Raw genomic sequence first — 19,882 nt, 5'->3', positions numbered from 1 at the left:
AATTCCAGTCAAGTTATATAATACTGTCATAGTGTATCAGAAGGAAAGGGAAAAAGAAAAGGTGTTCTTAAGATATACAACTCAAGAACACCTATTTATTATTTCAACATAGAAAGCATAATCTTCTCTAACTCTTCTTTATTTACATTTTTATCGAACACTGCTTCTCCCGGATCATCTAAACTATGATTAATAATGACAATTTGATACGAGCTATTTTTCCCTTTTGCAGGAACAATCATCTTCATACCTTGTAAATTACTATCCGAGTTATGAGTAGCATAGAATATTTGATTTCCTTCTAATTCGTACTGTTCAATGTTTTCTTCTACAACAAACAAAGCATGGAACGGGTCTTTACTTTCTCCAAATACTTGTGATTGATACGTTGTATAGTTTCCTTTTCCGTTTGTATACTCTAATTCAATAATTAACTCAGGTCTTCTCTTAATAAAATAACTTACCCTTTCATCCTTCAGATTGTATCCTTCGATTGTGTAAGTTGGCTTCTTAATTTGAAAATCGACATGTTGCTGAGCTTCCTTTACCGTGTAATTTATGGATTCATGCACTTTGTCATCAAACGGTTTTGATTGATTATAAAGTGCATATAATTTGTCACGATCGGCTTTTGTTAAACGCTCTTCTTCAAAATATGATGTATCGGATTCATAGTTTCCCGTAGCACCTTTTTTCTGTATATTAAGTACTTCTTTATACAATTTTATGTACTGTTCGAACTCATCTTTCGTTAAAGCCTTTTCAGCTAAATATAAATAATCTGTCTTTTTTTCATATACCCTGTTTGAATAGCTGAATTCTTTCCTCGCATTTTCTTCTGTACCAAACAGCATATCTACAGCATTTTGGAAAGCATCCTTTGACTGCTCTACCTTATCCTTTTGTTTTTCTTTCCCTTCCGTTGCACTTGCATTGAATAAAGAAAGGGATGCAATAGCAACTATAACAATAACTCCAAGTAAAGAAAGACGATACGATTTCTTTTGGAACTTTTTAATCATAACGATTCTCCTTTTTAGTGTTCGTTTATTTCTACTTAAATTTGCTAGACTTGGTGCTTGATAGGAATAATGCTCTAAAAGGGTAATAATTGTATGACCATATGCAATTTGCTCCTCTTTATCTATAAAAGTAAGCGCATATGCATCACATGCCAATTCTTGATCTTCTCGCATACAAAAATAGGCGTACCAAAGAACTGGATTGAACCAATTTAATAGGAGTAAACTGTACATAATCCAATTTACAGCTACATCGTTTCTCTTAATATGAGCTAACTCATGATAAAAGACATATTGTAATTGTTTTTCATTTAATACCTGCATATGTTTTTTTGATAGTAATACTTTCGGACGAAAGAAGCTAAAAACAGTTGGACTCGAAATCTTTCCTGCTAGACGTAATGAAACTGCCCTCTTCATTTTCATGGACTGCTTACAGCGATTAAATATTTTAACGACCTGTTCATCCGTAATATCCGGTTGTTTCTTGACGTACGAATATAAACGGCTATTTGTAACAAACGTTATGACTGCTAATACGATTACCCCAGCTAGCCAAACATATAGAGCAAGTTTGTATAAAGAAAATGTAGTATGTTGTTCCGCACTCGTGCTTACTTTCTGTTCACTATTTTTTGCCACCGTTTCAGAATTTGATTTCAATTCCACTGTCTGGTCGCTTTCTATGTTCACCATATTCTCAGTAGACGGCGTATTTTTTTGAATAACTTCCGATACACTAGAACTATAGGAAAGTAATGAATAAATGCTATAAGAGCTATCTGGTGACCATGGTAAAAGAAGTCTTATCATTAATACGATCCACAACATATATTGCCACCGGGGCGTTAACTTATTTCTAAATAGAATTTTTATACATAAAATAAATCCAACTAATATACTAGCCATAAGTGACGTTTCTATCAGCCAATTAAAAAAATGAGGAAGGTATACATTTATAAGCATGTCTATCATTTTTATCTATCCTTCCTCTTGTTCTCCTCTGTCTTCTCATCTAAAATGCGTTTCAGTTCATTAATATCTTCTGAAGACAATTTTTCCTCTTTTAAGAAATTGACAAGTAACGGCTTAAACGCCGCGCCGCAAAAACGCTTTAATAAAGATTTCGTTTCAACTTGTAAATAATTATCTTGTGATACTAACGGATAATATGCGTACATACGCCCTTTATCCTGATGATAAGAAACGGCTTCCTTTTGTACCAACCGATTAATTAATGTACGGATTGTTTTTGGTTTCCAGTCCATTGCACCTTCTAGTTCTTCTATAATTTCATTCGCTGTTTGTGGAGAATTCGACCACAGTACTTTCATAATTTCTAATTCTGCTTCAGATATTTTAGGTAATTGATTTGTCATCGTATGTTTCACTCCTCGGTATTACATTTGTAATCCACTTTAAAGATTACAAATGTAATACTTAATTGTCAACCATATTTTAGAAAATAGATTTTATCCCTGTATAGATAAACCTTACTTACCAACAACAAAATTTCTCTTTTTCAAATAATCAAATGAAAAAACAAGAAAATCTTTACAATTAATAGTAATATAGAAAATAGACGAGTTTATCAAAATAGTGGAGGCTTTTTCAGTCATGATGCGTGCGCTTCGTTTAAATATAAAGCAAGCTTTTTGTAATCGTGTTTCTTTAATTATTATGTTTAGTGGATTAGCTCTTATTTCTATTTATCATTATTATTATGTAATTCGTTATATTGGAGACGGAACGGATGCGTTTGTAACAACAGCTTTTAAATGGATTGGATTTCGGGATAATGAAATGGATGTTTATTTATTATTAATGCCCGTTATTGCCAGTCTCCCCTTTAGTACGAGTTACAACTCGGATAAATCAGATGATTTTAAACCGTTTATTAGTAAAAGGATTTCTTTATTCCCTTATTCAGTTACGAAATATATCGTTACATTTTTTTGCGGAGGAATTCTTTATACGTTTCCATTCATCTTATCGTTATTATTTTGCATTTTAACCATTCCAAACGGAGCACCTGCCTTCGGTACTGGCATAATAAACGACAATGGGATGTTCGCAAACTTATATTACGATTCTCCCATCACTTACATTATTGTATATATCGGCATTAATTTTTTATTTGCAGGTTTAATGGCTCTTTTAGGACTCGCTGCATCTGCATGGTCACAAAAAGACTATATGGCGATTCTATTTCCATTTGCAGTTACCTCCATTCCTTACGTCCTGTTAAATACAATATTCCCTACAATCGGCGGGGCACCTATTCATTTATATGATCCGAAACAACCATTGCAAGGCATGTCACCGTATATTTTAATGATGCAATGTGCTTTCTTCCTCTTCGTTAGCCTATGCATGTACATAAAAGGCGTACAGCGTGATAGAAAAAGGTACAAAAGAAGACTGCAAAGAAGAGATCGGTGTAGAAAAGCGTTTCAAGCATAAAAAACCTAATTTCCACACGTTATCTTGGAAATTAGGTTTTTTTTATTCATTTACGGCGTACCAGCCAATCCCCATAAAATAACGACCGACGCAAAATAAATTGCTTTAATACCTACAACTAAACATAATGAAATAATTGCATATTTACTTAATTCTCTTCTTGCGCCTATTAAAGTGAAGATAACTGCCAAACTAAATGTTATATAGGACGCGGCTGTATTTATTAAGTTATACGTAATGTCCAAATTTTGAGTAAGTCCTGTTATATCGGCAGCAAATTGAAGCAAGACAATACTACTAAAAAACATCGCTAGCTGGTTCATTAATTTTCCATGTATTTGTGCTTGCATCGTTAACCCCCTCACAAAACAGAATATTCAATTAATTTTATCACCATATTACAAAAAAAGGAATTCCCTCTTCATAATTATATAATGAGGCAAAAACAAAAAAGAACGCTTAGTCACCTAAGCGTTCCCTACTTTAAGAAGCCTTCTTCAAATCAATTTGAGCAAGTACTGGGTCGTGATCACTTACACGTCCGTGCTCTGTCATAATGTTTGAGTTTAAGTGTACTGGGTCTACAATTGTGTGCGGTGCGATGTTGTTTGTTACTAAAATATGGTCTAACACTTGTGCATTTCCTTCATGAATGTACGTGTAACGATTCTCTTTCGGCACTGTGTTTAACATGTCTTTTAAAATTGTTCCTTGCAGTGCTTCTAACGGTTTAGAGAATTCAAAGTCATTCATATCACCTAACACAACAACTGGTGCATTCGTATTCTTTTTCTGAATACCTTGTACGAAATGATTTACTTCTTGTGCTAACTGGATTCGTTTTTCTTCACTCTTTAATACGAGCGGTTGTACTTTTCCAAATGGCGTTGCATCTCCTAGTTTTGAGTTTAAGTGGTTTGCAACGACAACAACGTTTTGTCCTTGGAACGTAAATTCCGCTGCTAACGGTTTACGTGTACTTTCAAATAACGGATTTTCGTCTCCGATGCGTACTACATTTTTATCAAGTAACTTCGGTACTGTTGCTAATTTCACGCGTGATGGGTTATAGAAGAAACCGACGCGAATGTTAGCTCCTGGTGCTCCTCCGTCTTGATTGTTGTTTGGAGCAATCTCTACATACTCATACTTCGGACCACGAATTTCTACCACTGCATCAATGATACGTTTTGCGCTTAATGAAGCATCTGTTGTACCGTCATTAATTGATCCATTATTATCTTGCATTTCCTCTACACCGATAATATCTGGCATTTTTAAATTGTATTTAATAGAATACGCTAACGCTTTTACTTTTTCATCTGTTGTTTCTTTCTTATTCGCCGAGAAGTTTTCGATGTTATATGTAGCAACTGTTAATTTATCAAGACGCGGCTGAATATTTGCCCCTACCTGCTTAAATCCACCGTCTACTACAGATGGTAATTCTGTTACTGGCGAAATACGGAACGAACCGTAATCATATCCTACTACCCCTGTTATATCTCCAGTGAAAGTATCGCCTACTTTTGCCACATAATCACGAGGTACTTTTACAGAAAGACGCTCTGGGTTTAATTGATTTTCATCTAAAAGAGGTGTGCCATATTTCGTTACTACTTTATCACCGCCATTTTGTACTGTTACATATAAATTCCCGTTTTTCTGAGGAGCAATAACTTTTGGCGTTGGCATCGTAACGCGCATACCTTCTACACTTTCATAAAAATCGATTGCATCTTCAGTTGGATCAAATAAACCGAATGCATCATTATCAATAATTTGATCAGGGATTTTCACACCGTTTTCCCCTAGTACAATCGGTGCTGGTAAAGGTTGATCTTTTGCGATTACAGCAACGCGGCTCGCCTTAATCTCAGTCGTTGTTAAATCTGTTTCAAACCGTTCTGCATAGCCAGGCCCAACATATTCTTCTACTTCTCCATCAACTTGAATAAGATCTCCTACCGCTACATTCGCATCTTTTTTGTATACGTAAATACCTTCTGATGTAGCTGGGTCATTATCCGGTTTATTATCTTCTATATAAAAACCATTTTTATCAAGCGCTGTTACAACGCCTTCCACATTGTTTACTTTCTTCCCTTTGTAAGGAGAAATATGTGATTTCCCTTGAATATCATGAATACGAACTGGTTCGTTGTTTACGATAATAAATGAAAATGTCGAAACTGCTGAAGAAGTAAGCCCTTCTTTTTCTGCAATTGCTTTAATTACGCTATTTTCATTCACTATGATTTGTCCGTTATAACGAACGCTTTTATTTGTAGGATTAGAGCCATCTAACGTATAGTAGATTGTTGCTCCTTCTGTGTTTGTTGTTAATGTTACCGCTGTTCCTTTCGCAACTTCTCCTCCATTTGGTGACGCTACTACATCGCTAACACGGTTTTGTTCTTCTCCTTGAAACTTATGAGCTGTTACTGATTTTAAGCCAGGGCTACTAAAATATAATTCAAGCGTCCCTGTTAACTGTACTTTCTTCCCGATATTTTCAGGGTGATCTTTTAAGTTTACTGCTGATCTCACATCGCCTTTTGGCAACTGAACAGGCATTATTTTATCTGGATTCGTTTCGTTTGGCGAATCAGCAATTGCCACGTTTGTGTCGTCAAACTTAGCCGGATCCTTCGTGTATTTAGAAGGACTTTGCGTATATCCAACGATATATCCTTCCACTATCCCCTTCGTTTTCCCTTGCTGCTTAAATACTTGAATTGCTTTTTCTACTGACATAGAAGTAGTTTCTTCCGCCTGCGCTAAAGTTCCAGTAAATGAAAGCAATAGCAAGAGTGATAAAAAGACACTTAATAATTTCTTCACAGCCATTTCCTCTCCCTATTTCATATTTTCTCAACATGTCTATCATATCAAATGATTCGTTATATAGAACGTCATTCCGACAAATTTTACAAAAAATTTATTTAATTTACAAGCTTTCAAACTATAATACAAAATAATAATTTTACACCTTCTACGAATGTATTTTATAATATGAAAGAATGAAAAAACAGAAAATATCGAAATTTCATTGACATGTAAAATGGATTCATTTAAATAGGAGTGATTGGATGGAAGTACAAACAGAAACATACCGTGCAGCTATGAATGGAACATTAGAACGTCATTTTTCAGATATGATTGCTGTTATACCAACTAGAATTACAATTGATCAGCTAAAACAACGGCTAGAAACTATCTCTACTAAAGTTGATGAATTAAAAATTGTTTATAGTGATGAGACAAGCCTTATTGTTGAGTTACATATGGATGAAAAAGTCATACCGTATGAACTGCATATTGATGAAACGAATGATCCAGAAGAATATAAAATGTACAATAGACAAGATTCCACAATAGTAGATCGTACTTTTGAAGATGCGGCTTTCGGCACTGAAATTTTCACTCGTACGCTATTTGTAGGCGATGTACTGGACTGCTTTTTCCAGCAGTTACAATTTTTATGGCACCTCGCACCAGATTTGTTATTTGTAATCGATTCAAGTGCAGCAATGAAAGTGATATCTAGAAACTATATTGAATATCACGTTGAAAATGAATTGTTACCTGACATTCCTGACTTATACGTTATTCATTCCATATATGAAGACGATAAAGAAGGCGAGCCTACGCAATATTGGTTTCATACACACGGCCTTTTAAGAGCAGGCGTAACTGAAATAGAATTAATTATTCCAAATCGCATTTCTTCCTACTACGGCATTGGCGATCTTTTTCAAACATTTGCTAATAATGCCGTTGAGAATGGCCAAGTCCCAATGAATGAGCCTATCGTTATCGCACATAGTCAGCAAGGTTCCATACATACAGTAGCTGTTCCGTGGGAAAAAGGTTTATCTTATATCGGACGTAAAACGAGTATGGATCAATTATCTTCAATTGAAGATGAAGAAGTGAAATTACAACCAATAGATGCACAAAACGTATTCCTTGGCGGGATGGATGCCCGAGATGAATACCATCAATCTCCCTCTGTTCTCTTGTTCCAATATAATACTTCAGGAGAATATATAGAAAGCTTTTTCAAAGAACACGAAGAAGCTACAGGGCTCATGTTCTATAAAACAAATAGTGAAACGGCTCGTATGGCTTATAATGCAAAAAATACTTTCGGGTATTTCAGCAACATTTTTCAAATTGAACAATCAAATGAAGATTTCCGTTTCCTCGCTAAGTTTGGTGTCTCTTACGAAGAAGGAAAAAGTGAACATATGTGGTTTGAAATGCAAAACCTTACGGAAGATCTCATTCAAGGAATACTCATTAATGAACCGTATTTTATAGAGGAGATGCATGAAGGGAACTCTTATCATTTAGATTTTGACAACTTAACAGAGTGGGTTATTTATGCGGGAGATGCCGTTATAAAACCAAATAACTTATATATGTTTATTGGTTAACAAGTATTTCATATAATAAAAGAAACGCCTTCAATTATATTGAAGGCGTTTCTTTTGAAGTATTTTATTGTGCTATTAATTCCGTCTCCATTACTTTCTCCAAATGAGATACTACACGCTGTGCGGCTTTCTCACCTTGCTCAATACAGTCCGGAAGACCAGAACCAGCGTAAGAACTACCTGCCAAGTATACACCTGGCAACTCTTTCTCCATAAATGTTGTAAGTTTCTTCATTCGCTCGTTATGGCCTACTGTATATTGAGGCATCGCTTCTTTCCAGCGGCTCACAAGTGTGAAATCTGGATCCATTGTGACGTCCATCGTCTTTTGTAAGTCCTCTAAGACGAGCTGTACAATTTCCTCATCGGTTTGTTCTACAATCGCTTCATCACCAGGTCGTCCAACGTAGCAGCGAAGGAGTACTTTCCCTTCTGGCGTTGTATGCGGCCATTTTTTATGTGTCCACGTACATGCTGTAATCGTATAATCGCTATTTCTTGATACAACAAATCCTGTCCCATCAATATCTCGCTGAATGGCTGATTTCGGGAAAGTAAGTGCCACGTTTGCAACTGATGTAGACGGCATGTTGCGGAAGAAACGGAACTGCTTGTACTGGGCAAACATAGATGGCAATACTTTATGCGAGGCTGCCATAACAATCGCGTCTGCTTCGATTTCTTTTCCGTTACTAAGCGTAATCGTATAAACGTCAGCAAGCTTCGCGATTTTTTCAATACGTGTTCCCTTCATTACCGTACCTTCATGAATCTTCACTTCAAGAGATTCTACTATAGATTCTAAACCGGTTTTCACCGTTTGGAAGATTCCCTTTTTCGGTGCAGCCTTCTCTTTTTTCGGAGCAAGCGTACGCATGCCAAGTGAAATACTACGATGTTTTTGCTCCATTTGATATAACTGCGGGAATGTAGACATAAGACTTATTTCATCAATATCCCCCGCATAAACACCCGATAGTAATGGTTCTATTAAATTTTCAACTACTTCATTTCCGAGGCGATGTCTGAAAAACTGCCCGAGTGATTGGTCAGATACTGGTTTTGATCTAGGCATTAACAGATCAAAACCAGCTCTTAATTTACCAATTGGGGAGAACAAACCGGAAAATAGAAACGGAGTAATTTGCGTTGGAATTCCCATCATTGAACCACTCGGCATTTTATATAACCGATTGTTGACGAGGACGAATGATTTACCGGTCGTATTCTCTACAATTTCATCACCAAGGCCTAATTCTCTCACTAATTTAGCTGCACTTTCTTTTCTTGCTAAGAAAGAATCCGGTCCGCGTTCAATTGTAAATCCATCTTTTCGAACGGTTTGAATTTTCCCGCCAAGTTTACCCGATGCTTCTATAAGTAATGTATCGATCGGCAAGTTTTTTTCATGAATATTTTTTTGTAAGTTATACATTGCTGTTAACCCAGTGATGCCACCGCCGACGATCACAACTTTTTTCCTCAAGTAAGCTCCCCCTTTCTTTTTACAATACAGATTCTTTTTTCTTTAATACAACATCTGTTAAACAATCAATAAACGCGTCCGATGCATTTGGCATTTCTGGACGATAATATTTCGCGCCAATTTCATCCGTTACAACTTTACACTCAAAGTCATTGTCATATAAAACTTCTAAATGTTCCGCAACAAATCCAACTGGTGCATATACGAATGAACTGTATCCATACTTTTCATTTAGTTCTCTCGTTAAATCTTGTACATCCGGACCAATCCAAGGATCTGGTGTATTTCCGGCACTTTGCCAGCCAACTGCATAATTTGCTACTTCAGCACCGCGTGCGATATAATCAGCTGTTTCATTTAATTGATCTGGATATGGATCGCCCATTGCGATAATTTTTTCTGGTAAGCTGTGAGCAGATACGATTAACACTGCTTTTTCACGTTCTGCTTCTGACATACCGTTATATATACCTTTCACTGCATCAACCCAGTACTGAATGAATTTCGGTTCTTTATACCAGCTATCGATGCCATGAATGGTTAAGTTTCCAAGTTTCTCAGCTTCTTCTTGCGCTCGTCCAACGTATGATTTCACACTAAATGTAGAATAGTGAGGCGCAAGAACAAGTGCAATTGCATCTTGTATACCGTCGTTATGCATAGCTTGTACTGCATCTTCAATAAACGGTTCAATATGTTTTAAGCCAAGATACATATGGTACTCTACTTCATCTTGCATTTCATTTAAACGCGTCTCTAACTTCTTAGCTTGCTCTAATGTAATAGTAGCTAAAGGAGAAATACCACCAATTGCACGGTAACGCTCTGTTAAATCTTCTAGCATTTCAGGACTTGGCTTTCTTCCTCTGCGAATATGTGTATAGTAACGTTCAATATCTTCTTCTTTATATGGCGTTCCGTATGCCATTACAAGCAAACCAATTTTCTTTTTCATACAGCAATTCTCCTTTACTTCGCTAACTGCCCTTTAGAGTATTCATGAATAAATGTAGTTAAACGTTTTAATGTATCTGGATTTACTTCTGGGAATACGCCGTGACCTAAATTAAAGATATAACCTGGCTGCTTCATCCCTTGATCTAAAATAGCTTTTACATGTTCTTCAATAACGGGCCAAGGTGCTAATAAGAACGAAGGGTCCATATTTCCTTGTACCGCCTTATGAACGCCACGTGCGCGTGCTTCTTCGATTGGTAAGCGCCAGTCTAAACCGACTACATCAAGCGGTAAGTCGTGCCATTCGTTCACTAAGTGTGCAGCTCCTACGCCGTGCATAATCATCGGAACACCCATCGTACGAACTTCCGCAAAAATACGCTCCATCGCTGGTTTAATAAATACGCGGTAATCTGCTACATTTACTGTTCCAACCCAAGAATCGAAAATTTGAACTGCTTTTGCTCCTGCGTTAATTTGCGCTTTTAAATATGTAATAACCATATCTGCAAGCTTATCCATTAAAGCGAACCAAGCTTTCGGCTCAGCGTACATAAATGCTTTCGTATTATGGTAGTTTCGAGAAGGACCGCCTTCAATCATATAGCTCGCTAACGTAAATGGAGCTCCTGAAAAACCGATTAACGGTACATCTAACATCTCTGTCGTTAATAAACGAATCGTATCTAGAATGTAAGGTACGTCATCTTCTGGATTGATTTCTCCTAGTTTTTCTACGTCTTGTAAAGAACGGATTGGATTATCAATTACTGGGCCAATACCAGATTTAATTTCAACATCCACACCAATTGCAGGTAGTGGTGACATAATATCTTTATAAAGAATTGCTGCGTCTACATTATATTGATCAACTGGTAACTTTGTAACGTAAGCACACAACTCTGGATTATGTGTAATTTCAAATAGAGAATATTTTTCTTTTATCTTTCTATATTCCGGCTGTGAACGACCTGCTTGACGCATATACCATGCTGGTACATACTCTGTACGTTCCCCCCTACATGCTTTTAAAAATGTCTCATTTATAGTTCTTACCAAGACCCTTGCTCCCTTCCTTGCCAATGCTTCGAATACGTGCGATATTTATCTTTTTTTACTATACAGCTTGTAAAAACAAAATGCATAATATTATGTACGTTGTTCATGAAATTGACACAAACATATGTAAAACCGCTTACTATTTTCACAACATTCTTATTATAGCACAGAGAAAAACTATGGTTTAGCTACTTTTGACTTTTCTCCTTCGCGATTCGTTTGTGTGTTATATGGTACAACGTAAAAACTCGGTTTTGAAAATATGTTAACAAACTTTTCCTCATATTCTCCAGCACCTGTTACAGTGCCTACATGCGTATGAATTCCGTTTTCCACTCTGTAAATTCGATACATAACTCTTTCATCTGGAAGTGGTGTCCAGCTTAATTTTGTTTTAAATAAACCGAAAGGACTAAACGATAGTTTCATTTTTACATCTTCAATCCTGCGCAATCGAATCGGAGCACCGATTGTTTCCACTCCTTCTGGTTTCATAAACTTCTCTTTATGCTCTACATTTGCCTTCGTTAAAATTTTCTTAAACAATTTCGTTGCGGACGCACTTTCCCCTTGCAACTGATGCTCTTTATCCGTGCGGTCATAACCAATCCAAACAGCGCCCACTAAATTCGGCGTATAGCCAACGAACCACATATCTCTAGCTCCGTTGTCGTCATTTGGCAATGAAGTTGTACCCGTCTTTCCAGCTAATGCACCGTTATATACCCCTGCTTTCGCTGTCCCTTCCTTCACAACTCCTTCTAACATTTTCGTCATATACCATGCCGTTTGTTTCGAGAAAATATTCGTTTCTACTTTTGGTGATTCCCCAATGACTGCACCGTGTCTATTTAACACTTTATCAATAACGTGAGGCTCAATAATATTGCCATTTGCTAAAAATGCACGATACATTTTCACAAGATCCAACGTTGAAACGCCATTTTTCAGCCCGCCAAGCGCTGTACTTAGACCAGCGTCTGCAATATGAACATTTCCTTTCTCTAAATATTGCTTTCCTTCTTCTACCCCTAACTCATTTAATAAAGAAACTGCCGGTACATTCGCTGATTCTACAATCGCATCGTACATCGTCATTTCTTTCGAATACTCATGATTGTAATTTCGAGGCTCATACCCTTCAAAAGAACTTCTTTCATTCGTTAATAAAGAATATGGATTATACTTTTTCGTTTCTAGTGCTGGCGCATACACTAGAAGTGGTTTTAAAACAGAGCCCGGTTGTCTTTTTGCAAAGACACGATTAAACCCTCTCGGGACGTACTTTCTTCCGCCAATCGCAGCTTTAATCCCGCCCGTGCGATTATCCATTAATAAAAATGCCCCTTGCGCCCCATTTTCTTTACCAGGGAAATTTCTTGCATCTTGAAACTGGTTATACGCTACCTTTTGAATCTTTTCATCCATCGGTACGACAAACGTATATCCTCCGCGAAGCACTTCTAGATGAGATAATCCGTATAAACGTGCTGCTTCATCTATGACCATATCAATGTACGGCATATATGCGAGTTCATTCTCATCTAAGTTTTTATAAAGAGCAATTGTCTTACCTTGATAACGAACACTTTCTTCTGCATTTAAATAGCCTTGTTTATGCATCAGTGACAATACGAGATCACGGCGCTCTTTACTCTTCTCCGGAGATAAGTACGGTGAATATCCGTTTGGTGACTTCGGGAGACCTGCAAGCGTTGCTCCTTCTTCTACTGTTAAATCCTCTACATTTTTATTAAAATACAGCTTTGCTGCCGCTTGAATACCGTAAGCCCCATGGCCAAAATAAATATGATTCATATACATTTCAAGAATTTGCTGCTTCGTATATTTTTGCTCTAATTGAAGAGAAATCGCGACCTCTTTTAATTTACGAGTCAATGTTTTTTCACGAGTTAAAAAGACATTTTTAGCAAGTTGCTGTGTAATCGTACTACCGCCCTCTACCTTTTCACCAGCTAACGTATCTTTATAGAGAGCACGCAATATAGATGGATAATCAACCCCTTGATGCTCATAAAAACGAGAATCTTCCACCGCAACAAACGCTTGCTGCACATACTTCGGAATTTGCTCGACTGGTACGAGTTCTCTATTTTCTACATATAATTTCGTAATTTCTTTTCCTTTCTGGTCAACGATACGTGATGAAGAGTGGAAAACGAGCTGTTTTTCATCCATCATATAGCCACCAGCTAACACAATAAGTTTATAAATTACAATTGCTAATACAAACGTTGCTAACCCACCTAATAAAGTCCACTTTACTTTCTTCATACATCGGCCTTCTTTCCAAATGATGGTACATTTATTATTTGAAAAAGAATTATCTTTATGTATATAATCTTCGAAGTTTTTCTAAAGAGTTGGTATAATAAAAACAAACTATAAAGGGGGCATTAAAATGAAGGCGATTATTTCATACGAAACACCTCTAGAACAAGCACATTTCACTGCAAAAAATGATGAGAAAAATATGTTTTATAAAGAAAATACTGAAGAATCTGTAGAAGGCTCACTTCAGTATGACGTACTAGACGCTGTTGGCGAATTTAAAGGACAACCTGGCTATATCGTTTGTAACAACATTTCTGTAACAGACGAAGGTCGCCCTGTATTTGAAAACCGTTTTAAAAACCGCGCAGGCCTTATCGAAAACGAGCCTGGATTCCAAGCGATCCGCGTTCTTCGCCCATTAAGTAACGATACATATGTCATCTTAACAATGTGGGAAACAGAGCAAAACTTTAAAGACTGGACAGAATCACGTTCATTCGAAAATGCTCATAAAAAACGCCCTGCACAAGCAGAGGGACAAGCTCCGGCGCATCCACATGCGGAAGGGCAAAAAAGCATTTTCTCTCGTCCATCTTTTGTGACTACTTTTGATGTGTTAGTTTAAGTTTCGGAGTTCGGAGCTCAGAGCTAGCGACGCATGAAATTATATCAACGATTTTCCGAATATATCTATCATATCTTTGAATATATCAACGATTTTTTCAATATATCTATCACATCTTGAAATATATCAACGATTCGACTAAAGATATCGATTTTACGACAAAAAAGGAAACACCATTACACACTGGTGTTTCCTTTTTCTTTGTACCAATTATATATACGAAGTGCGTCTTGTTTACGCATATGTTTTACTTCATATCTATGCCCCGCTACTGCTGACGCAGCAGTACACAACTCGTCTTTCTTTTGAAAATAAGATTGATTGTATCCAACTACTTGCACATGTCTTCTACGCATGATCCCTGTATATTTCGCAAGACGACGGTACACCATCGTTAATTGATTTTCTCTCATCATATAACCGCCGCTTGTGTACCGAGCGTATGCAAGTATTGTACATACGATACTTAGCGGTATCAGAGTGAACAATGCGGTATGTTGTTTAAAATATATACTCGCACTGACAATTGGTACAGCGAGCACCGCACTTGTAATCCAACCCATTATTACGTAACGGCGTAATGCCGCTTTCGGTAAATGAACGATTTCCTCTTCCATTTCATACGGCAATTGTAAATAGGTAAGTAACTGCTGTACATCTTTTTTCTTCATAAAAGGGTGTAACATCACTTCATTCCCCGCGGATTCTATACTTTGAATGACTTCCACTTCGACAGAGCAATAACCGAAAGGCTGCCGAAGAATTCCTTCTTTCACAGTAATTGCTTGAATGCGGTGTAATTTTAACACAAACTCTTTCTTATCAAATAGCCCTTGAACGATACGAATTTCATTTCTGTTTCGCTCAATTTTAAAGTTCGCATATTTCAACGCATAGCCGGCTGTAGAAATGACCCACGAAATTGCCATTAAAATCGCGGCCATAACGATTAATTCATATACACCGTTATCCATCACATACGCTTCCACTTTATTTATGAGACATTTTGGTAGAAATTCATTAAACTCTGAGTAAATAAGAAGTAGTCCAGAAAATACTAATCCGAATTTACCAGATGTAATGGCTGCGAATAAAATTTCTTTCGTTGTTAACTGATACACCGTCTTACTTTCTTCTGCTGCGGGCACTTCTTCAGTCACAACACTTCTTTCTTTATGTAATAAGGCAATTAGTTCCTTCGCTTCATCCTCTTTAATACCCGCTAACATCACTTCTGGCTCAGTACCGCCGCCAGCTACTTCAATATTTAGTTTCGTAAGTCCAAATAATTGATAAATAACGTTAGAAGACGTACTAATATTTTGCACACGGTCTTTATTTAAGTAGCTTTCTTTCTTAACGAACACACCATGTTTTATATGTAAAATATTATTTTCAACCCAGTACACTTTAAAATACCATTTTACAGCTGAGAAAATAGCCATAATAGTTAAAAGGAACAATAAAACAAAATAAAATAAATACCACGGTTCATTCTCGTCTGAACGAAATAGAACAAGAAAAATAAAAGGCAATAAACCTGCAATTCGAATACCTAATACTATCGTGATTGGATGTTGCCTCTTATACATCCTCATCACTCACCTTCGCAAGTTCCCCAATTTGTCTTTTCAACTGTTCTGCTTCTTCTTTCGTTAAACCTGGAATACTATGAGAAGTTGCCGCTGTTGAAATATGTAATTCTGCTAAATTATACTTTCTCATAATTGGTCCTTGTTCAATCGTTACGTGCTGTACACGGATCATCGGAATAAGCACACGCTTAACAACGAACATTCCCTTTTGAATCTCAATCTCTTCTTCATTTAATCTGTAACTATAATAGCGCTGACGTAAATTCGGAAACACAAAATAATCAAGCGGGATAAACGTAATAGCCCCTGTTACTAGCAGCCCAAACAACCAGCCCCACCAGTTAAAGTTAATCATAAAAAAGAAATACGCAATTACGACTGCTAGTATAACCGCCGCCCCAATTAAAGCGTGAATTCTCCACACTTTCAGCATATTAGCATGAATCTCCCTTTCTAACGGCTGCATCTCATCACTCCAATTATATGAATTTATTAATTATATATTAGGCGTTATATACAATTTTGTAAATTTATAGTTTCCTACATCTTATCGAGTATTTCTTTAAAATTCCCTTCATTAATCGAATACACTTGAAACTGAATATAATCTATCTCATTCGTATCCTGATGAGCAAATGGCAAAACAGTAAATCTTGCTGCCGATCTCCCTAACATATCTATAATCATAAGAGAAACATCAATATATTCGAAGTCTACACGGAATGTTACCGCTTCTCCCGTACATTCATAATCTTTAATCGCATCATACGATTTATTTGCACTAATCAACATCACTTTGAATAGTTGTTTCAAATTTTCTGGTTTGAAATTAATCATATATACAGCTCCTTTTTTCAACAAAACACTACGGAAATAGTGTAATCTTATACTTTCCTAGCTTCACACATCCAATATATAAAAAATAAAGCTAGTTTTTTATAATTTTTTTGATATAATTACTTACGGGAAAAGGGAAGAATTTTGTCTTCCCTTGTGTTTTTATTTGCATCTAGTATTTTTGCTAGATGCCTTTTTTTATGCTAAAAAAGATATCCTCAAGTACTTTGAGGATATCTTTTCATCAATTTAGTGCATTTCAACAATTGTACCATCTTCAAATACTTTGAATACGCCAGTAAATCCTGATCCAGCTGCACCTTCTATTTTATATGTCGTACGCACTCTAATTTGATAATATTTCTTTCCATTTTCTACTTGCGTATCCTCTAGCGTGTAATCATATTCTTCTTTATATTCATTTTTGATATATCCTTTAGCTTTTTCAAAAGTAAATTCATCTTGATTCTTTCCTGTCTCTACTTTTTGATTATTCTCTGTTTCTACCTTTTGGTTCTTTTCTGTCGTTACTTTTTGAGGCTTTTCTGCCTCTACCTTTTGATTATTCTCTGTCGCTACTTTTTGAGGCTTTTCTGTCACTACCTTTTGATTATTCTCTGTCGCTACCTTTTGAGTCGGTGCTGTATTCGTTTTTTCTGGTTTCGCTGCTACTGTTTCACTCTTTGCATTTTTTTCTTCTTCACCGATTTTCGTGATTAATCCTGCTGCTTTTTTATTATATTCTTCAAGGTTCTTGTTATCTTTTGTGTCTGAAACTAGCTTAGTTAATAACTCTTTCGCTTCTGAATAACTTTTCTTACTTATTAACTCTTCACTTTTCACCAGTTGCTCACTATACTTCTTTTTTTGTTCTAAGATGGCTAGTAACGCTGTTCGTTCTTCCTTTGCTTGTTTTATAAGCGTACTACTTCCATTCTTCACACTCTCTACTTTTTCGAATGATTTAATAGATTCTTCCACCTTTGTTTCTTCTTTTAGCTTCATAGCTTCAATCATTGCTTTCGTTTGTTCTACAAGCACTTTTACATCTGAATCATCTTTTTTCTCATCTAGTGCTTTTTCAAATGATGATAAGGCTGTTTTATATTCTTTATTCGTTATTGCGGTATTTCCCTCATCCATCGCTTTTTCAAAATTCCCATCACTACATCCAGCTAACATTAAAAATGTAAGTCCAATTACTGTTAATAATTTTTTCATTTTCTCTCCCCCTATATATCCCTAAAACAACAACTTCATATGTATAAAAGTCTGTGTAGCAATTAGACTGAAAGTAAATATGTACTACATTGTGTGTGGGAAAGGAAGTACATTTCATTTACTATCATTACTTAAAACTCCTAAATAGTTGGTAGTCTTCTTCTTTCAAGACAGAAAGGAATTTTAATAATGCGCATAAAGAAAGCTCTCACTCAGACTCTTTACTACACACACTCTTATACACATAGAAAAATCATTTTTAGTTTATAGTTTGCTATTTCTTTAACTTTACATATTCTCGGTTAATTGGAAATACGAACCACAGTTCGTAACATACCGAAAAACAACAGAAAACAAACCGTAACAAAAGTCACTATTTGTAACTTATTCGTAACACAAATGTAACATAAGGTTTTTGAACATACAATAGTTTTTTTACATTATTTTCCCCTGTCTACATTTTTAGGCGCCAATAAGGTTCCAATCTTTAGTATAAATACGCGTTTTTCGTAACAGCGTGTAAAGGATCCCGCTCCATTTCCACTAAGTTGACAAATAAAAAGTACCTCAAAATTATTAAGGTGATGTATATGAGGCAGGAGCCTATATATCAATCACTTGTGACTTTCGTTCCTTAACTTTTTCTTAAAAATTCAACTTTGCATGTATTACGAAAGTTTTTTGGCAACAAAAAAAGGCCTGTCCCAAAAGTTGAACTTCAGACTGAAGTTATGTTTTTACTGAGTAAAATTGCAATAGTACATGAAATTTTATCGACCACAACTCCACATATATCGACGCAAATTGAAATATATCGAACATAACTTGCATTATATCGACGTTTCGACAAAGAATATCGACTTAACTACAAAATACGACAATAATAACTTCCCTATTTAATAAAAGAAGCCGTCCCAAAATACCTTTTGGGACGGCTCCTAAAATCATGCCATATAACCGCTAGTTTTTATCACTTTTTTGATATAATCACATACAGGACACAGGAAGATCTTTATCTTTCCTTATGTTTTTAATTTGCATCTAGTTCTATTGCTACATGTCTTTTTATTTTACATAGACGCGGGGGATTATATTGAAGAAATTTTCCATTAGTTATTTCACTTGCTTACTAGTTTTCTCTATTGTTATGAATGTTTTACAGTATGCACTAGTTCCAAATTATGCGGATTCATGGGGACCGATTTGGGTATCTATTATTATGTTTTCAATTCTTGGAAGCATTCCTGTTCTTATCGGTTGTTTATTAGGGGAGTTTTGTTATAGAAAAGTAAAAAGAAGTCACGAATTAAAAGTTGGAATTCCTGTATTTATACTGTTAGGTATTTCCTACAATCATTTATTCTTTACGTGGTTTAGCGATAGAGATTTTCTATCCTTTAATTTAGAAGCCTTTTTGAACACCGGCCTTCCTATTACTTTATCATCTTTATTGTTTTACCTTATAAGACGGCGTTAACTCTTTCATCATTACATAAAAAAATGTTATTACTCCCGTTGAACTGAGTAATAACATTTTTATTTATAAACTACTTAACAAATTTGCTTCCAACTAGCATCCTTCACATCTTCGCTAGTTGGTTTTCTAACTGATCCCACACAACATTCCTCACAAGCACCGAACGCAATGAAGTTTTTCTGTGCTTGTCTTAACGAAGCTTCATTTGCTCCACCTTCAAAGTCATGATCGTTAAACTGAACAGGATCATCTTCCCAATAACATATTTTACAGATTTCATATGTACCTGGTGGTTCTTCTTCTAATGTTTTATATCCGCAACATGGACAAGTGTATTTCATTATTTTACTCCTTTTATTTTTACTAAAAATAATTATACCTATTTATTAGGTAAAGTTTTCAA

At 35.9% G+C, this 19,882-nt stretch carries 17 protein-coding genes; 4 read left to right on the top strand and 13 right to left on the bottom strand.

Annotation, left to right across the window (positions count from 1 at the left end):
- Positions 1 to 98: 98 nt before the first annotated feature.
- The gene (locus tag MR065_RS04130; RefSeq protein ID WP_242212610.1) at positions 99 to 1,997 is read right to left on the bottom strand and encodes a M56 family metallopeptidase; all 1,899 of its coding nucleotides are present in this window, start codon (positions 1,995 to 1,997) and stop codon (positions 99 to 101) included.
- Between the two features lie 2 nt (positions 1,998 to 1,999).
- Positions 2,000 to 2,401, bottom strand: a complete 402-nt coding sequence (locus MR065_RS04125; RefSeq protein WP_242212609.1) for a BlaI/MecI/CopY family transcriptional regulator — start codon at positions 2,399 to 2,401, stop codon at positions 2,000 to 2,002.
- A 238-nt stretch (positions 2,402 to 2,639) separates the two neighbouring features.
- On the opposite strand from MR065_RS04125, the gene MR065_RS04120 reads away from it, so the two are divergent.
- Entirely contained in the window at positions 2,640 to 3,485 is an 846-nt protein-coding gene (locus MR065_RS04120) for a hypothetical protein (protein WP_242212608.1), read from the top strand.
- A 50-nt stretch (positions 3,486 to 3,535) separates the two neighbouring features.
- Here MR065_RS04120 and MR065_RS04115 read toward each other — a convergent pair whose 3' ends face one another.
- Both MR065_RS04115 and MR065_RS04110 read right to left on the bottom strand, forming a co-directional pair.
- Positions 3,536 to 3,835, bottom strand: coding sequence for a hypothetical protein (locus MR065_RS04115; protein WP_242212607.1), 300 nt, complete (start codon positions 3,833 to 3,835; stop codon positions 3,536 to 3,538).
- Positions 3,836 to 3,968: 133 nt separating this feature from the next.
- Positions 3,969 to 6,335, bottom strand: a complete 2,367-nt coding sequence (locus MR065_RS04110; protein WP_242212606.1) for a DUF6359 domain-containing protein — start codon at positions 6,333 to 6,335, stop codon at positions 3,969 to 3,971.
- Between the two features lie 242 nt (positions 6,336 to 6,577).
- Between MR065_RS04110 and MR065_RS04105 the strand changes: the two genes are divergently transcribed.
- Positions 6,578 to 7,927, top strand: coding sequence for a DUF4026 domain-containing protein (locus MR065_RS04105; protein ID WP_242212605.1), 1,350 nt, complete (start codon positions 6,578 to 6,580; stop codon positions 7,925 to 7,927).
- A 64-nt stretch (positions 7,928 to 7,991) separates the two neighbouring features.
- On the opposite strand, the gene hemY is transcribed toward MR065_RS04105, so the two are convergent.
- The 4 genes from hemY to MR065_RS04085 all read right to left on the bottom strand — a co-directional run bounded on the left by hemY (position 7,992) and on the right by MR065_RS04085 (position 13,724).
- Positions 7,992 to 9,413, bottom strand: coding sequence for a protoporphyrinogen oxidase (gene hemY, locus MR065_RS04100; RefSeq protein WP_242212604.1), 1,422 nt, complete (start codon positions 9,411 to 9,413; stop codon positions 7,992 to 7,994).
- Positions 9,414 to 9,432: 19 nt separating this feature from the next.
- Entirely contained in the window at positions 9,433 to 10,368 is a 936-nt protein-coding gene (gene hemH, locus MR065_RS04095; RefSeq protein ID WP_242212603.1) for a ferrochelatase, read from the bottom strand.
- 14 nt (positions 10,369 to 10,382) lie between these two features.
- Complete coding sequence (hemE, locus tag MR065_RS04090) at positions 10,383 to 11,429, bottom strand: uroporphyrinogen decarboxylase (RefSeq protein ID WP_242212602.1); 1,047 nt, start codon at positions 11,427 to 11,429, stop codon at positions 10,383 to 10,385.
- 177 nt (positions 11,430 to 11,606) lie between these two features.
- Positions 11,607 to 13,724, bottom strand: a complete 2,118-nt coding sequence (locus MR065_RS04085; RefSeq protein WP_242212601.1) for a transglycosylase domain-containing protein — start codon at positions 13,722 to 13,724, stop codon at positions 11,607 to 11,609.
- 127 nt (positions 13,725 to 13,851) lie between these two features.
- Here MR065_RS04085 and hmoB point away from each other — a divergent pair, with 127 nt between their 5' ends.
- Positions 13,852 to 14,349, top strand: coding sequence for a heme-degrading monooxygenase HmoB (gene hmoB, locus MR065_RS04080; RefSeq protein ID WP_097905903.1), 498 nt, complete (start codon positions 13,852 to 13,854; stop codon positions 14,347 to 14,349).
- Between the two features lie 176 nt (positions 14,350 to 14,525).
- On the opposite strand, the gene MR065_RS04075 is transcribed toward hmoB, so the two are convergent.
- The 4 genes from MR065_RS04075 to MR065_RS04060 all read right to left on the bottom strand — a co-directional run bounded on the left by MR065_RS04075 (position 14,526) and on the right by MR065_RS04060 (position 18,002).
- The gene (locus MR065_RS04075) at positions 14,526 to 15,941 is read right to left on the bottom strand and encodes a PH domain-containing protein (RefSeq protein ID WP_242212600.1); all 1,416 of its coding nucleotides are present in this window, start codon (positions 15,939 to 15,941) and stop codon (positions 14,526 to 14,528) included.
- Entirely contained in the window at positions 15,934 to 16,410 is a 477-nt protein-coding gene (locus tag MR065_RS04070; RefSeq protein ID WP_071723779.1) for a PH domain-containing protein, read from the bottom strand. The genes MR065_RS04075 and MR065_RS04070 overlap by 8 nt, the downstream gene beginning before the upstream one ends.
- Before the next feature lie 74 nt (positions 16,411 to 16,484).
- On the bottom strand, positions 16,485 to 16,781 hold the full coding sequence (locus MR065_RS04065) for a protoporphyrinogen oxidase (protein ID WP_242212599.1): 297 nt from the start codon (positions 16,779 to 16,781) through the stop codon (positions 16,485 to 16,487).
- Between the two features lie 249 nt (positions 16,782 to 17,030).
- On the bottom strand, positions 17,031 to 18,002 hold the full coding sequence (locus MR065_RS04060; RefSeq protein WP_242212598.1) for a hypothetical protein: 972 nt from the start codon (positions 18,000 to 18,002) through the stop codon (positions 17,031 to 17,033).
- Between the two features lie 1,093 nt (positions 18,003 to 19,095).
- Here MR065_RS04060 and MR065_RS04055 point away from each other — a divergent pair.
- Positions 19,096 to 19,479, top strand: coding sequence for a hypothetical protein (locus MR065_RS04055; protein WP_088057828.1), 384 nt, complete (start codon positions 19,096 to 19,098; stop codon positions 19,477 to 19,479).
- 74 nt (positions 19,480 to 19,553) lie between these two features.
- On the opposite strand, the gene MR065_RS04050 is transcribed toward MR065_RS04055, so the two are convergent.
- Positions 19,554 to 19,820 carry a CPCC family cysteine-rich protein gene (locus MR065_RS04050; protein WP_242212597.1) on the bottom strand — a complete coding sequence of 89 codons (267 nt, stop codon included), beginning with the start codon at positions 19,818 to 19,820 and terminating at the stop codon, positions 19,554 to 19,556.
- Between the last annotated feature and the right edge of the window lie 62 nt (positions 19,821 to 19,882).

The sequence above is a fragment of the Bacillus cereus group sp. BfR-BA-01383 genome, from assembly GCF_022663495.1.
GTDB lineage: Bacteria > Bacillota > Bacilli > Bacillales > Bacillaceae_G > Bacillus_A > Bacillus_A cereus_AU.
The sequence above is the reverse complement of the archived record's forward strand: the minus strand, read 5'-3'. Positions and strand labels throughout refer to the sequence as shown.

Excerpts from the sequence above, each read along its gene's own strand:
- MR065_RS04075 (WP_242212600.1), bottom strand. The coding sequence starts at position 15,941 with ATGTATAAGAGGCAACATCCAATCACGATAGTATTAGGTATTCGAATT.
- MR065_RS04085 (WP_242212601.1), bottom strand. The coding sequence starts at position 13,724 with ATGAAGAAAGTAAAGTGGACTTTATTAGGTGGGTTAGCAACGTTTGTA.
- MR065_RS04115 (WP_242212607.1), bottom strand. The coding sequence starts at position 3,835 with ATGCAAGCACAAATACATGGAAAATTAATGAACCAGCTAGCGATGTTT.
- MR065_RS04110 (WP_242212606.1), bottom strand. The coding sequence starts at position 6,335 with ATGGCTGTGAAGAAATTATTAAGTGTCTTTTTATCACTCTTGCTATTG.
- MR065_RS04060 (WP_242212598.1), bottom strand. The coding sequence starts at position 18,002 with ATGAAAAAATTATTAACAGTAATTGGACTTACATTTTTAATGTTAGCT.
- MR065_RS04070 (WP_071723779.1), bottom strand. The coding sequence starts at position 16,410 with ATGCAGCCGTTAGAAAGGGAGATTCATGCTAATATGCTGAAAGTGTGG.
- MR065_RS04105 (WP_242212605.1), top strand. The coding sequence starts at position 6,578 with ATGGAAGTACAAACAGAAACATACCGTGCAGCTATGAATGGAACATTA.
- MR065_RS04050 (WP_242212597.1), bottom strand. The coding sequence starts at position 19,820 with ATGAAATACACTTGTCCATGTTGCGGATATAAAACATTAGAAGAAGAA.
- MR065_RS04120 (WP_242212608.1), top strand. The coding sequence starts at position 2,640 with ATGATGCGTGCGCTTCGTTTAAATATAAAGCAAGCTTTTTGTAATCGT.
- hmoB (WP_097905903.1), top strand. The coding sequence starts at position 13,852 with ATGAAGGCGATTATTTCATACGAAACACCTCTAGAACAAGCACATTTC.
- MR065_RS04125 (WP_242212609.1), bottom strand. The coding sequence starts at position 2,401 with ATGACAAATCAATTACCTAAAATATCTGAAGCAGAATTAGAAATTATG.
- hemH (WP_242212603.1), bottom strand. The coding sequence starts at position 10,368 with ATGAAAAAGAAAATTGGTTTGCTTGTAATGGCATACGGAACGCCATAT.
- MR065_RS04130 (WP_242212610.1), bottom strand. The coding sequence starts at position 1,997 with ATGATAGACATGCTTATAAATGTATACCTTCCTCATTTTTTTAATTGG.
- MR065_RS04065 (WP_242212599.1), bottom strand. The coding sequence starts at position 16,781 with ATGATTAATTTCAAACCAGAAAATTTGAAACAACTATTCAAAGTGATG.